The sequence below is a fragment of the Rhodobacteraceae bacterium M382 genome (assembly GCA_025141015.1).
Classification (GTDB): Bacteria; Pseudomonadota; Alphaproteobacteria; order Rhodobacterales; family Rhodobacteraceae; genus Aliisedimentitalea; species Aliisedimentitalea scapharcae.
In genome coordinates this window covers 1,550,242-1,564,971 of the sequence record CP081098.1, presented here as the reverse complement: position 1 = coordinate 1,564,971, position 14,730 = coordinate 1,550,242, and the positions used below count along the sequence as shown (strand labels likewise).

At 58.2% G+C, this 14,730-nt stretch carries 11 protein-coding genes; 3 read left to right on the top strand and 8 right to left on the bottom strand.

All coding sequences use genetic code 11. From position 1 onward, the window contains the following. Window positions 1-4 precede the first annotated feature (4 nt). Both K3727_07170 and K3727_07165 read left to right on the top strand, forming a co-directional pair. Window positions 5-1,336 carry a YeaH/YhbH family protein gene (locus tag K3727_07170; GenBank protein UWQ92552.1) on the top strand — a complete coding sequence of 444 codons (1,332 nt, stop codon included), beginning with the start codon at window positions 5-7 and terminating at the stop codon, window positions 1,334-1,336. Further along, window positions 1,333-2,895 carry a SpoVR family protein gene (locus tag K3727_07165; GenBank protein ID UWQ92551.1) on the top strand — a complete coding sequence of 521 codons (1,563 nt, stop codon included), beginning with the start codon at window positions 1,333-1,335 and terminating at the stop codon, window positions 2,893-2,895. Before K3727_07170 ends, K3727_07165 begins: the two co-directional genes overlap by 4 nt. A 46-nt stretch (window positions 2,896-2,941) precedes the next feature. Here the strand turns inward: K3727_07165 and K3727_07160 are convergent, their stop codons facing one another. Continuing rightward, a complete protein-coding gene (locus tag K3727_07160) occupies window positions 2,942-3,325 on the bottom strand; it encodes a rhodanese-like domain-containing protein (protein UWQ92550.1) in 384 nt (127 codons plus the stop codon). A gap of 308 nt (window positions 3,326-3,633) precedes the next feature. On the opposite strand from K3727_07160, the gene K3727_07155 reads away from it, so the two are divergent. Then, entirely contained in the window at window positions 3,634-5,541 is a 1,908-nt protein-coding gene (locus tag K3727_07155) for an elongation factor G (protein UWQ93305.1), read from the top strand. A 218-nt stretch (window positions 5,542-5,759) separates the two neighbouring features. Here K3727_07155 and K3727_07150 read toward each other — a convergent pair whose 3' ends face one another. From K3727_07150 to K3727_07120, 7 genes are all read right to left on the bottom strand, one after another. Continuing rightward, window positions 5,760-6,425: an Asp/Glu racemase gene (locus K3727_07150; protein ID UWQ93304.1), complete on the bottom strand. Its 666-nt coding sequence runs from the start codon at window positions 6,423-6,425 to the stop codon at window positions 5,760-5,762. Between the two features lie 71 nt (window positions 6,426-6,496). Further along, window positions 6,497-7,564, bottom strand: a complete 1,068-nt coding sequence (locus K3727_07145; protein UWQ92549.1) for an aminotransferase class I/II-fold pyridoxal phosphate-dependent enzyme — start codon at window positions 7,562-7,564, stop codon at window positions 6,497-6,499. After that, complete coding sequence (locus K3727_07140; protein ID UWQ92548.1) at window positions 7,561-9,210, bottom strand: hydantoinase B/oxoprolinase family protein; 1,650 nt, start codon at window positions 9,208-9,210, stop codon at window positions 7,561-7,563. Before K3727_07140 ends, K3727_07145 begins: the two co-directional genes overlap by 4 nt. Before the next feature lie 12 nt (window positions 9,211-9,222). After that, a complete protein-coding gene (locus tag K3727_07135) occupies window positions 9,223-11,301 on the bottom strand; it encodes a hydantoinase/oxoprolinase family protein (GenBank protein ID UWQ92547.1) in 2,079 nt (692 codons plus the stop codon). A 265-nt stretch (window positions 11,302-11,566) separates the two neighbouring features. Beyond that, a complete protein-coding gene (locus tag K3727_07130; GenBank protein UWQ92546.1) occupies window positions 11,567-12,853 on the bottom strand; it encodes a peptidoglycan-binding protein in 1,287 nt (428 codons plus the stop codon). Between the two features lie 240 nt (window positions 12,854-13,093). Continuing rightward, entirely contained in the window at window positions 13,094-14,107 is a 1,014-nt protein-coding gene (locus tag K3727_07125) for a GGDEF domain-containing protein (protein ID UWQ92545.1), read from the bottom strand. Beyond that, window positions 14,104-14,691 carry a heme NO-binding domain-containing protein gene (locus tag K3727_07120; protein UWQ92544.1) on the bottom strand — a complete coding sequence of 196 codons (588 nt, stop codon included), beginning with the start codon at window positions 14,689-14,691 and terminating at the stop codon, window positions 14,104-14,106. The genes K3727_07125 and K3727_07120 overlap by 4 nt, the downstream gene beginning before the upstream one ends. Between the last annotated feature and the right edge of the window lie 39 nt (window positions 14,692-14,730).

The following is a 14,730-nucleotide window of genomic DNA, read 5'->3' as shown; positions in this document are numbered from 1 at the left end:
TACGATGCATCACTTTATCGACCGCCGTCGCAATCCCAAAGGCAAGAGTCTGGGCAACAGGCAACGGTTTCTGCGCCGCACCCGTCACCATATCAAGGACATGGTCGACAAATCGGTGCAGAAACGATCGGTCAAAGGCGACGGGACCGACGATCACAGTGTCGGCGAACGGGTCACAATCCCGGTCAAAGGCATTCGCGAACCTCGGCTGACGCAATCCAATACCGGCGGGTTTCGTCAACGGGTGTTTCCGGGCAACAAGGACTTTGTGGTGGGGGACAGTTTTCCCCGCCCCAAAGGTGGTGCTGGTCAGGGCGGGCGCGAAGGGGCCGATAGTGGCGAGGGCGAAGATGGGTTTTCCTTCAACCTCACCCGCGAGGAATATCTCCAGATCCTGTTTGACGGGCTGGAACTGCCGGACCTGATCAAAAAGGCATCAGTGGAAACCGAAACCATCGCGACCCGACGGGCGGGCATCACCACATCCGGCACTCCCAACAACCTCAACCTGGTGCGCACCATGCGCAACTCTTTGGGGCGACGGATTGCGTTGAAACGCCCGTCGGCGGATGACTTTGCCAAACTGGAGCAAGAGATCGTCGATCTTGAGGCCTTGAGCGATCCAAATGCTGCACAGATACGTCTGTTGGCAGACCTGCGCCATCAGTTTGAGGCATTGGAACGCAAACGCCGGGTCGTCGGCTATATCGACCCGCTGGATCTGCGGTTTGATACGTTCACGACGGAAAAAGTGCGCAATTCCAAGGCTGTGATTTTTTGCCTAATGGATGTGTCGGGATCCATGCAAGAGCGCGAAAAGGATCTGGCAAAAAGGTTCTTCATCCTGTTGAACCTGTTTCTGGAACGCGCATACGAGCATTCGGAGATCGTGTTTGTTCGTCACACACACCACGCACAAGAGGTCGATGAAGAGACGTTTTTCTATGCCCGCGAAACCGGCGGCACCATTGTCAGCACCGCGTTACAGGAGATGCGCGACATCATCGACGACAGATACCCGAGCGACGAATGGAACATCTATGGGGCCCAGGCGTCGGACGGAGAAAACTTTGGCAACGACTCGGTCAAATGCGAGAGCCTGCTCACGGAACAGCTTTTGCCGTTTTGCCAATATTTCGCCTATGTCGAAATCGTCCCCGAAAGCGAAGACCGCCTGTTGAACGACCCAGGTGCCGGGGGCGATCTGTGGCATTCCTATCGTCGGGTCAAACAGAATTTCCCCAACTTTGAAATGCTGCGCGTGTCGGAACCGGCCCATATCTATCCGATGTTCCGCAAATTGTTTGCCAAGAAAGTCGCGGGAGACACCTCATGATCGATTCCACCACACATGCGCGTCCGCTGTTTGACGGCCCGGACTGGAGCTTTGATCTGATGAGCACGGTCCATGATGCGATCCAGGAAATCGCGCTGAACGATCTGGGACTGAATATCTATCCCAACCAGATTGAAATCATTTCGGCGGAACAAATGCTGGATGCCTATTCCTGTGTCGGAATGCCGTTGATGTATCAGCATTGGTCCTTTGGCAAACATTTCGTGCGCGACGAAACCTATTACCGAAAGGGGATGATGGGGCTGGCCTATGAAATCGTGATCAATTCAAACCCCTGCATCAGCTACAACATGGAAGAAAACACCATGGCAATGCAAACGCTGGTCATGGCACATGCGGCCTTTGGGCATAACCATTTTTTCAAGAACAATTATCTGTTTCGCGACTGGACCGATGCGTCAGGCATCCACGATTATCTGGCCTTTGCCAAAAACTTCATCGCCGATTGCGAAGAACGCCATGGGTTGGATGCGGTTGAACAGGTGCTGGATGCGGCCCATGCATTGCGCGATCAGGGGGTGTTTCGGTACGGGCGCCCCCCCAAGCCGACAGCACAGGAACAGGCGGCGATGTTACAACAGCGCGAGGGTGCCAAAAGCGGTCGCAGTGTTCTGGATCTGTGGACCGACACGATATTGGGTTCTCCAGAACAGGCCCAATCCGAGGGCGAGGCCGCGCTCAGTTCGCGCCAGGGGGAGCTAAGTCTCCCACAGGAAAATCTGCTGTACTTCCTGGAAAAACACAGCCCCAATTTAGCGCCCTGGCAACGTGAAATCGTGCGGATCGTGCGGTATCTGGCGCAATACATGTACCCGCAGAAACAGACCAAGGTGATGAACGAAGGCTGTGCGACCTTCACCCATTACTACATCATCATCCGGTTGTATGAGAAAGGGCTGATCACCCAAGGCGCATTCATGGAGATGATGCACAGCCATACCAATGTGATCATGCAGCCGGAATTCGACGACCCGCGGTTCAACGGGCTCAACCCTTATGCCATCGGTTTTGCCATGATGCAGGACATTCGGCGGATCTGCGAAAACCCTACGAATGAGGACCGTGAATGGTTCCCCGAATTTGCAGGCGATCCTGATTGGAAATCGGTGATGCGCAATGCCTGGGCCAATTACCGGGATGAATCCTTTATCCTGCAATTCCTGTCACCGCATCTGATCCGACAACTCAAGCTGTTTGTCATCACCGACGACGAAAAACAGGCCAATCTGGTGGTCAGCCAGATCCACAACAAACGCGGATACCGCGAGGTGCGTCAAATTCTGGCCCGGTCCTATGATCTGGCGTTTCTGGAACCGGATATTCAGGTGGTGGACGCAGACCTGAAAGGCGACCGTGAATTGCAACTGGTGCACCGGGTACAAAACGGCATTGATCTGGTCGACGAGGACCGCACCGAAGTCCTGAAGCACATCAAGCGTTTGTGGGGCTATGAGGTGAAACTAACTGGGATTGACCGCGATTCAGGCGAGACACTGTACAGCCGCACCACGCGGGTTGCTGCGGCGGACGCCGCCTGACACCGGGATCTCGGGGCGCGCCATACCAGCCCGCCCCGGTACTGTCTTACATGCCGGGGTCTACCGGCTCCTGTTTGGGGCCGGCCCAATCCCCTAGCCCACCCAGATTGAACACCTGATCATACCCCATGTCCCGCAGAAGCTTTCCCGCGAGGGCCGCACGTCCACCGCTGGCACAATGCAGCACAATCACGCGCTCCGGGCGCATTTCGGGATCGTGAAACGGGCTGGCCGGGTCAGCGCGAAACTCCAACATCCCACGAGGGATATGGTGCGAACCGACGGCACGCCCGGATTTCTCCAACTCGGGTGCATCGCGGATGTCCAGCAACAGCGCCCCCTGCCCCATCAATTCCTGCGCGCGACTGCTGTCAATGCGTTCAACTACGGCATTCGCCTCTTGCATCATGGCTTGTAATGTCACCGGCATTCGAGATCTCCATTTCAATATGTCGGGCGTACGGTATTGCAAGGTACGCGCGCTGACCAGACACCTGCGTCACCCCGACGCTCGGGAAATTGCGCAATAAGCTTGACCCCGCCCCTTGCATGGCGAAAAATCCAAATGTTGCCGAATGGTTGAGACCTCTTGCGACGTGGCCCGATGCGGCCCGATGCGACCAGTGGATATCGGCGACACTGTGGATATCCATGGCCGTTTTCCTGCGCGGACCCGCCGCACGATCCCCGCTGTCGTGCAGCGCAGGAATTGAGATATGCATGAGAGAGGTACTGACGATGAGGGTATTCACGATATTGGGGCCGTCGCATTCGGGCAAGTCAACTCTGGCGGCAACATTGGCGGGGTTGGATGACACTCCGCATCAGACCCTCGACATCTCTGGTACTGCCAGCGTGCACACGTTCAGCTATATGGGCGAAGATTGGGGCGCGATCGACATTGCTGGCGGCGCTGAAAACCTATGTCAGGCGGGGCCTGCGCTCGCTGCCAGCGACGCGGCGGTGCTGTGTGTGCCTGCCGACGCCGAGGCCGCAGTGCTCAGCGCCCCATTCATCCGCCTGATCGAAGAGGCCGGTATTCCGGCCTTTCTGTTCATCAACAAGGTGGATGTTGCCACTGACCGGCTGAGCGATATCGTCATGGCGCTGCAGTCCTATTGCGGCCACAATATCGTGTTGCGTCAGGTTCCGATGCGTGACGGGGACCATATTGTCGGCGCTGTAGATCTGATATCCGAACGGGCCTGGGAATATCACGATGGGGAACCTTCCACCCTGATCGAAATCCCCAGCGACGTACTGAACCGCGAACAGGAGGCCCGGACCGAGCTGCTGGAGGCTTACTCCGATTTTGACGACACGCTCCTGGAACAGTTGATCGAAGACAAACAACCCATGGCTGACGACGTTTTTGACGTGGCCACCCAAGTTCTGCAACACAACGATCTGGTCCCCGCGCTTATTGGATCTGCGCTGCATCGCAACGGCATGACCCGGATCATGAAATCCCTTCGTCACGAAGCCCCAGGGATTGAAGCCACCTGTGAACGCCTGACAACCGGCAAACCCCCACAGGCGGTGGGATGTGCCGCCGATCTGGTCAAACATCTGGGCAAAACCATCGTGGTGCGCGCCTTGGGCGGGCCTGTTAACAGCAACACAGCCCTGGCTGGCGGGTCGATCGGCAATTTGACGGCCGTCGGATCCGGGCAACAGATTCAGGAATTGGCCCCCGGGCAGTTGGGCGTTGCGGCCAAATCCGATCAGCTCTCTCTCGGATGGTCGTATGACGCGGATGGCGCATCGGCGTTGCCTGGTTGGGCCAGCGGTCACCCGTCAACCTATCGCCGCCTGATCACACCGCTGAGCGAACGCGACGAAACCCGGCTGACGACAGCGCTGGACAAGCTGTCCGAAATCGACCCAGCCGCCCAGGTCAGCCAGGATGAACAGACGGGACACGCAGTTCTATCCTGCCAGGGACCGCAGCATTTGCGCCGTCTCATTGCCATGCTTGAACACAGCTTTGGCATTAAAACCACACAGGAACAGCTGCCACCGACGTTACGCGAGACCATCACCAAATCCGTGGAACACCGCCACCGTCACCGCAAGCAATCCGGGGGTGCCGGACAATTTGCCGATGTGGTGATCGAATTGGCCCCTCAGACCCGCGGGGCCGGGTTCCGGTTCGACGAGATCGTCAAAGGTGGTGCTGTGCCGCGCAACTATATTCCTTCTGTGGAATCCGGTGCACGCGACGCGCTGGCCAAGGGGCCAGTCGGGTTTCCGGTTGTCGATGTGAGCGTGACGCTGAAAGACGGTAAACACCATTCGGTCGACAGTTCGGACTATGCCTTTCGAACGGCTGGGCGCAACGCCGTGAATGACGCGATGGCAACGGCGGCACCGGTTCTGTTGCAACCCATCATGAAGATCGACATCCACGTTCCATCGTCCTTCACCGGGGCACTCGTTCCGGTGATCAGTGGCATGAAAGGTCAGGTTTTGGGGTTCGAGGCACATCCGACGGCCGCCGGATGGGACGTGTTCAACACGCTGTTGCCGATGTCGGCCCTGGATGATCTGGCCAATGCGTTGGCGTCAAATACCCGTGGGACAGCCTGGTACACGTCCGACTTTGACCATTATCAGGAAACCCGCAAAGAAGATTTCGGCCTTTAGGCGCGGGTGACGAGGCTGGGGGACGCTGTCCCCCAGACCCCCTGAGGTATTTTTGACCAGAAAGAAGCAGAGAGCTGTGCCCTTCCACGATCCTGAGGCTGTATAGTCCACAGGCAAAATGCGTCCTTGGGCGTTTCGCGAGACACCTGAACCGCCTGACATCAGTGATTTCAACGTGTTAATCGAAACAGTCTCTCTCAAGCTTTTCACGACACGTTTTAAAGCAGATCAAAAAGCCGTCCCGGTGCATCATCATGACGGGGCAGATCAAGCGCACGCATCAGGCAGAACATCATCGCCTGGTTCGAGCTAACCACCGGTTTGCCCAGCGCCGCTTCGACCCGGGTGATGCATTCGACCGACCGCATATCCGTGCAGCTGAGCACGATGGCTTGCGCATCGGGGTGATCCGCTTGCAGCGCCAGCTCAAAGACTTCATCCGGCGTCAACTCTCCCTGTCCATAATTGCCCAAGGGGCGGCCAACATCGTGGCATTTGACGGTTTCGATGCCCTGCCCGGACAAAAATCGCATGGCCTGGTCGTTGATTTCCCCCAGATAGGGCGAAGCAAAGCCCACCCGCGCCGCGCCGAGCGCCTGAATGGCAGCCACCAAGGAACCCGCAGCTGTCAGAGACAGCGCACCAGACCCGGATTTGATCCGCTCGGACAGATCCGCGTCAAAGGCTGGCCCGTGGGTCAGCGTCGCCGAGGTGCATCCATACAGAATGGCATGGGGCCTGACCCCGGACAACAGCATCAGCGGATCGGATATATCCGAAGACCCAAGACCCGCCATCTGATCAGAGCCGGGGATTTCATCAACGTCATAGCCGCCCATACGGGCACAATGTATGGTCGCGCCGGGCGGGCACAACAGTTGCATATCCGGTTCGATATTGCAGTTGGTATAGGGCACCAGAACCCCGATCCGGGGGCCGTTCCGGGTGATCGTTGTCATGTCAGCACTCCTTTGAGAACAGCAACCGCACGGTCCATCACCGTTTGGTCGCAGATTGTGGCCCGCAGGCAGTCCGACAGCCCATAGCCCCCCATGCCCCGCATCATCAGGCCATGTCGCCGCAGCGCCTGATCCGCGCGTCGGGCATCTTCGGCAGAGCCAAATTGCATCAAGGCGAAATTCGTCTGAGACGGCGGGACATGCAGACCCAAGGCCCGGCACTGTGTTGAAAACGCAGTGCGCAGTGCGCCGGTCCTGGCGACGATACCGGATAGATGCGCCTGATCCTCTATCGCGCCCCGCGCCATCTGTTGTGAAATGATCGAAACGTTGTTGGGATTCAGAACCTTGCGGATTTCGGAACCGATCCGGTCAGGGGCATAGGCCCAGCCCACCCGCACGCCGGCCAGCGCATAAGCTTTGGAAAAGCTGCGGGTGATGATCGTATTGCCCAAATCGACAAGCGCGAACAAACACGCCGGATCGTCCAGCGGGTCAGCGAATTCACCATAAGCCTGGTCAATGACCAAGAGTACATCATCCGGCAGATCCCGGCGCAACGCCACCAGATCTGCGTTGGCGATTGTTGTGCCGGTCGGGTTGCCCGGATTGCAGACAAACACGATACGCGTCGCTGGCGTAACCCGGGCCAGGATTTCGGTTGGAGACACCACCAGATCCAGTTCTGGTGCGGTTACATATCGGGATTGGCTCAGCTGACAGGCGGTCGCAACATAGGCATAGCCAAATTGGCTGCCCAGAACTTCGTCACCGGGTCCCGAAAAGGCCGAAATCAAAGCGCCAATCAGCTCCATCGACCCGGCCCCGCACAGGATACGGCCAGCGTCCAGCTGATGCACCCGGGCGATTGCTGCACGCAGGTCAATCCAGTCAGGATCGGGGTAAAGCGCCGCCTGCGCCAGCGCCGCCTGCCCCGCGGCCAGAGCCAATGGGCTGGGGGCAAAGGCGCTTTCATTCTGGGCCATTGAAACGGCACCTTCGGGCCCCAGGTCGGCCAGAGCATAGGGGGCCATGGCCCCGATGTGTGGAGTGGGATTGATCATGTGGCACCTCCGTATTTCTTGGCCCCGGTCGGCGTGACCAGATCACGGGCCAGATCCTGCGCGAGCGCCTGCGGATCGCGCAGGAGCGGATCACCAAAACCACCCCCGCCTGGGGTTTCAAAAATCAACCGCTGACCGGGTTCGACCCGCAATTCGCCCTTGCCCGGAATATCCGTGTCCGCGCCGTCGAACCGGATGCGGCCCGGTGCGCCGGACAGCCCCCCGGCCCGGCCCTGTGCTGGAAATTTCAACCGTTCAACCGACAGGAACACCATGAACGCCGCATCATTGGTCGCGCTCAATTCAATGCGCTGCCCCAATCCACCGCGATACTGCCCGGCACCACCGCTGTCCGGGCGCAATTCGCGCCGCCAGATTGTGACAGGTGCCACAGCCTCAGTGATCTCGATCTGGCTCCCCCAGACGCCGGACGGATAGGCCGTCGCCGACAATCCGTCTGCATGGGGTCGCGCGCCGGTGCCGCCATTATGGACGGGTTCGATGGCGAATTCGCGCCCCCCGTCGCGGGCCACCTCGGGCGCGTGGCGCATTGGCAGATCAAACATGCACGAGGCCCCTTCGGCGGGCACCCGTTCAGGCAGCGCCTGGTGCAGGCACCCGAACACCAGATCCGGCGTCATTTGCCCCAAGGTGTGCCGCATTGCCACCGGCACCGGCCGCTGCGCGTTCAGGATACATCCCGCAGGTCCCGTGACCTCAAACGGCTCGAGCGACCCGGCGTTGTTGGGAATGTCCGATCCAACGATACAGCGCAGCGCAAACACCGTATACGCCGTCGCATAATTCAGCGGCACATTTATGCCCTTGTTGGAACACCCCGAGGTGCCATCGAAATCCACCACCATTCGGTTGTCGCTGATGGTGAGTGTCGCGTGCAGCTCGATTTCGCGATCATAACCATCCGTGCGCATGGCATTGCGATAAACGCCATTGGGAACTTCTGCGATAGCCTCCAATGTGCCCCGCCGGGAGGTGTTGATGATGTAGGCGGACAATTCCTCGAGATCGTCGAGCTTGTATTCCTCCATCATGCCCAGCAGCCGGTTCACACCAGCTTCGCAACAGGCAATCAGAGCATAGATGTCGCCTTCGTTGGCAATGGGTTCGCGAGAATTTGCCCGGATGATGTCCATCAACAGCGGGTTGGGCACACCACCTTCGACCAGCTTGCAGGGGGGGATCAACAGGCCTTCGTCATAGATATCCGACCCCTCGGGCCCCATGCCCAGACCACCCAGATCCACCAAATGCGAGGTGCAGGAGGTAAAGCCAACGACCTTGCCGTCCTTGAACGCGGGCATCATCAACAGGAAATCGTTCAGATGCCCCGAAGCCAGCCAGGGATCATTGGTCATATAGATGTCGCCGGGCTGCATCTGTTGTGACGGAAACCGGGCGCGCAGGTGTTGCACCGCTTCGGCCATGGTATTGATATGGCCAGGCGTTCCGGTCACGGCCTGGGCCAACATCTGTCCCTGGGCGTCAAAGATCCCGGCCGAAATATCGCCGCATTCGCGCACGATCGGGGAAAAGGCGGCACGGATCAGGGTTTGCCCCTGCTCCTCGACCAGCGCCAACAAACGGTTCCACATCACTTGCAGGCGGGCATTGCTAATTTGGGTCATCTTGGTCTCTCCTCAGCCCTGCCGTGTCAGGATCAGGTTGCCCAGAGCATCGGCCCGAGCGGTGAAATCAGCACTGACCAATGTGGTGGTCTGCGGTTCAAATATCAGCGCGGGCCCGTGCACCACATCCCCTGCACTCAGATCGCAACGGGCGATCAGATGCGCCTGTTTCAGGGTACCATCAATGTCACAGCTGATTTCGGATGTATCGTGTCGGGGCAAAACCCGTTCGGGTGGCGCGGCAACCGCATCCTGAACCCTGCGGGCCGGGGTCGACGCATAGACCGCCCAGTTCAGGATCTCGATCACCATACCCGGCACCGGACGCGAAAACTGGCGGCGATATTCCGCCTCGAACGATTGGGTCAGCAACGGGAGATCGCCCGCAGCAAGATCATGGTTCGGCAGCGAAATTTCGATCTCATGCCCCTGTCCTGCATAGCGCATGAAGGCCGTGCGGCGCAGCTCGATCTTTTGACCATCAGCCCCCAATTCTACAACCGCGCGGGCTTCATTTCCCATGTCGGTCAACAGCGTGTTGACACCCGATCCGATGTCATCAAGCAAGGTATAACGGCTACGCACGATTTCAAACGACACCGGCGCAAACAGGAAACCGACGGCGGAACCGACCCCGGGGTTTGGCGGAACCAACACACGCGACACACCACAGGCCCGGGCCACGCGTGTTGCGTGCAATGGGCCATTTCCACCATAGGCAATCATTGTGCGATTCCCCAGATCCTTGCCCGATTCCACAGCATGCATGCGCCCCGCGCTGGCCATGGATTCATCGACGATGCGGCTAACCCCATCGGCGGCCCCGGTGGCATCGGTCCCCATCTTGTCCCCTATGTCGCGGGCCAACACCCGGCGGGCGGCCTCGGGTTCGATCTTCAGGTGGCCCTCTGCAAATGTTTCGGGTCGGATATAGCCCAGTGCTATGTCACTGTCGCTGACTGTCGGGTCATCGCCGCCGCGACCAAAGGCGGCTGGACCAGGCTCTGATCCGGCACTGCGCGGACCGACGTTCAGCCGGCCCAGACGGTCCACCGCCGCGATTGATCCACCGCCGGCCCCGATCTCGATCATCTCGATCACGGGAATGCGAACAGGCATACCTGATCCCTTGATGAACCGCGCGGCGCGGGCAATTTCAAACTGTCGCGCGGTCTGGGGGCGGGCATTGTCGATCAAACACAGCTTGGCCGTGGTGCCGCCCATGTCAAAGCTCAGAACCTCATCCAACCCCGCCTGCGCGGCAATCCGTGCGGCCAGAATGGCCCCTCCCGCAGGACCGGATTCAACCAGCCGGATCGGCAGGCGCGCCGCGGTTCCCAACGTGCACATACCGCCGCCCGCAGTCATCATCAGGATCGGACAGGTCAGCCCCTGATCGGAAAAAGCTGCCTGGAAACGTTCCAGGTAATGGCGCATCAGGGGCTGGATATAAACATTGGCCACGGTGGTGCATAGCCGGTCAAATTCGCGGGCTTCGGGGCTGACCTCGGAGGAAATTGACACCTCCAGATGCGGGCGCGCGATCTGTATCAATTCCCGCAGATGCCGTTCATGGGCGTCATTGGCATAGGAATGCATCAGGCAGATGGCGACAGCCTGTGCACCCGAACCATCAAGCGCTGTCAACAGATCCGAAATGTCTTCATCCAAAGGGATCAGAACCTGCCCATCGGCAGACATCCGTTCACATACGGTAAAGGCCCGCTCCCGCGTCACCAGCAAATCAGGTTTTTCCAGATCTATGTCATATTGCGAATAACGTCGCTCATAGGCGATTTCGAGGATGTCGCGAAAACCCTGGGTGGTGATGGTCGCAACCTGTGCGCCACGCCGTTCGATCAGCGCATTGGTTGCCAGGGTTGTCCCATGAATAAACCCAGTCACCTGGTGCAGCGCGCGTCCGCTGTCCTGCATCACCCGCGTCGCGCCCAAAAGAGCCCCCTCGGCCGGATTGTCATGGGTTGTCAGGGTCTTGGTCGAAGCGAGGATCTGATCCTCACCGGCCATAAGAACGGTATCTGTAAAGGTGCCACCGATATCGATCGCCAGACGCAGCGCGTCATGAGTCATGTTGCAGGTTCCGAGAATTGAAAACAAAGGACAAACAGCGTGAGCGGGTGTCACACACCCCAAGCGACCGTTCAGGTCACCAGATCACAGCCGGTCGCACGGCGCAGCAGAGATGGCACAGTTTTCATATCACAATGGTTGATCCACAACCGACAGTCTCGCAACCAAAAAAAACGGGGTCATGGCAACAAAAATCCGGGGCCATAAAAAACGCGCTGCCCCAACCAAGGGCAGCGCGCAGTTGCAAAATCAGGCCCAAGCCCGATCAGTTGTTAGAGGATGAAAACACCGGGATCGTGGTCGCGGCCTGTCCACCTCCCGAGAGCGCAGCCCGCAGAACGGCAATGCGATCAGGTGTTTGACCGGTGAACGGCGCAGCACCTGCATCCAAGGAGGCCAGCGTCATCTGCATCCAGCTGGCCGCCGCCAAAGACGAACTTTGGGTGCCGAAACCGCCGCGCAGGTGGTGGCTGACCAATTCGGCATAAGCAGGCTCGCCGCCAGCGCTCAGAACCAGAGCCGAGGCCAGGGCCATTTCGGAATTGTCATTGCGATACCCAACCCCCAGGCACACTTTACCGCCCGAGATCAACTGTGCGATCGGATGGCCGGAATTCTGCAGAACCACACCGATCTGACGGGTGACCTGTTGCGGATCAGTTGTGCTGAGCGCGCCCATATGCGGTTGGATCACCTGGGTCAGCCCATCGCATTGCTGTTCGATCTGCGCCGGTGTCATGTTGGGAATGGTGGATTCGACCCGGGCTGCGTCAACCTGAACCTGCGTGCGGGCCAGACAGAATTGTTCAGACAGCGCAAATTCGGCATCGCCAATACGGACGGCTGACGTGAGCCCACCATTGGTCGTGGTCATGACATTGATTTGGTTGCAATGCGTCGCGGCGGATTGTTCCGTAGGTGTAAAATTGAATGTCGGCAGCGCCGCCGTCTGATTTCGGGCCAGAATACCCTGGGGCTGCGCGGCGGTTGGAGCAGGCGCGGTCACCGGCACGCTCGCTGGCGCCTGGGATGCCGCTGTATAGGGCTGCTGATACTGACCCTGCGGTGTGGCAATGCCCAGCTGTTCATTGCGATATGTCCGCAAAACCCCGATCGTCCCCTGGCTTGCCAGGATCTGGTTATAAGGCGCGACATGAATGCTTGCCTGCGCGCGATGGTGACTGTTGATCAGAAATTCGCGTTCATAGTCGTCCAGATACCCGTCTGATGTGTACCCCATGTCAGCCTGATACCGCGAAATCCCAGCGCGGCTGCGCCGCCCCAGGGAACCATCCACCGCCCCTACGTTATATCCAAAGTAATTCAGGGATTCCTGAACCTGCCGGTTCTGCGCCCTTTGGGCCGAGGACACTGTAGACTTGCGACGGGTTGTGGTCTTGCGGCGCTTGCTTTTGTTGACTTCGTTCACGATTGCGCCGCCGATGATCATTCCGCCCAGCAACGCGGCCGCATCATTGGCTTGTGCGCGTTGCACGGGACCCAGAACCAAGCTGGCCGCGACGGCTGACATACAGAGTTTACGAGCAAACATTTTTCCACCCTCATGAATTGGCCGCCTCATGGGAGCCCCTGGTCGACGGCGTGGTATTAAACTTATGAAAAACCTGCTCTCAGCCGACCAAATACAATCATCTGTGTCAAGGTTTCGATACAGATGATCATCCCCCTGTCCCTATTCACAAGGCGAGATCGGGTCCAATAACCTCGGTTCCCTCCATTTTGCATGGGTGTCACATAGGGTCGGACATTCTGGCAGCATATGCACCGCGTACTAATTCGCCACCGTCTTCTGCTCTTCGGTTTCCTCCAGCGACGGGTCATAAAAGAAATGCTGCGCCCGCCCTGCATTCTTGGCCGCGTATAATGCGACATCCGCCTGGTGCAAGAGAACGGCCGCTTCGGTCTTTTGGTCCGGAACCGACAGCGCAGTGCCGATGCTGGCCGAGATCCGACAGACCTGACCATTAAAGAAAATCGGCTCTTCCAGTTGATTGATCAGACGGCTTGCAATCCTGTCCAGGATGTCCCGGTCCTGCAAACCGTCGAACAACAGAACGAATTCATCACCGCCCACCCGTGCAACAGTATCCGATTGGCGCGTTTCCGCGATCATGACCTGCGCCACATGTTCCAGCACATGATCCCCAGCAGCATGACCCAGCGTATCATTGACCGTCTTGAAATAGTCCAGATCCAGGTTCATTACGGCAAAGCAATTTGATTTGGAAATCGTGCGATCCAGAATGTGGTCCATGGCGCGGCGGTTCTTCAACCCGGTCAGCGTATCCGTAAAGGCCTGTTCCTCTGCCGCAATCATGGCGTCCTGCAAACGCAGGTTCAACGTTCGCGATGCTTCCATTGCCGCCGACTTTGCCTCGACCAGATACAACAGTTCAATGGTCAGATCCGTTGCCGAAAAATCGGCGCTGGTCAGCGCATAGTCACGCACCGCGTCCAGCACCGAAATACCAAAAGACAGATTGACCAAAGCTCCCTTTTCCTCTGGCAAGGGAACCAACACCCCTTTCAGGCTTGTTCTGGGTTGATCTCTGAAACACAGGTGTAGCTTGGCCCCGGCCGTGGACATCAAGGTTTCCATACGGTCAATCGACCGGGGACGGTTCAATTCGAACACTTCCAGGAACCGCTGGCCTGGCATCAGGCTTTGTGGTCTCAGCTTTTGCAAGGTGGGCCCTACGCGCAGCATATGGCCCGTCTCGTCCAGCATGACATACATTGGACAGATACAATCAAGGATCTTGGCGAATTCCGGCGACGAAATCATCCTGCCCGGGCCCCCAGTTCAAAGCTGCGGCCTTCTGCAAACGCGGTTTCAATCAAAGTTATGGAAATCACATCGGTTTGCCCGCCCGATGGGTTCAGGTCCAGCATGGCCAACGCACCATAGTCATCGGCCATGGCACGCAGAACGCCCACCATGACGCTGCAAAACCCCGGCAATCCGGGGTGGCAGGTCAACGTGAATTGATCTGATGCATATTCCCTCAGTTCCATGGCGGGAAGATGCAAATCCGACACTGCCAACCGTGCGCGATCAGGCAGATCATCCAGCGAATGCAGGAATTCGACATAAGTCACCCCTCCAAACCGCAATAGACGACGCAGCGCTTCAAGCTGGGGATGGGATACCAGAAAGGTTCCCATATCCTCCAGGATTTCATCCAACGGTCGACCCAATTCGCGCCCCAGTTCAGCGAGCACTTTTTGTGACTGCTCATCTTCATAGATCAGCATCGCCTCAAAATCGGTGAATCCCAGGCCGGCACGGTCCATCACCGTGTGCCATCGTTCCTGCCCATATGTGTTGCATACAAAAGATTGTATGGCCTTGTTGATCAGACCGTGCATGTCTGGCCTCTCTAGTCGCGTTGCCCAGATTTCACCGGA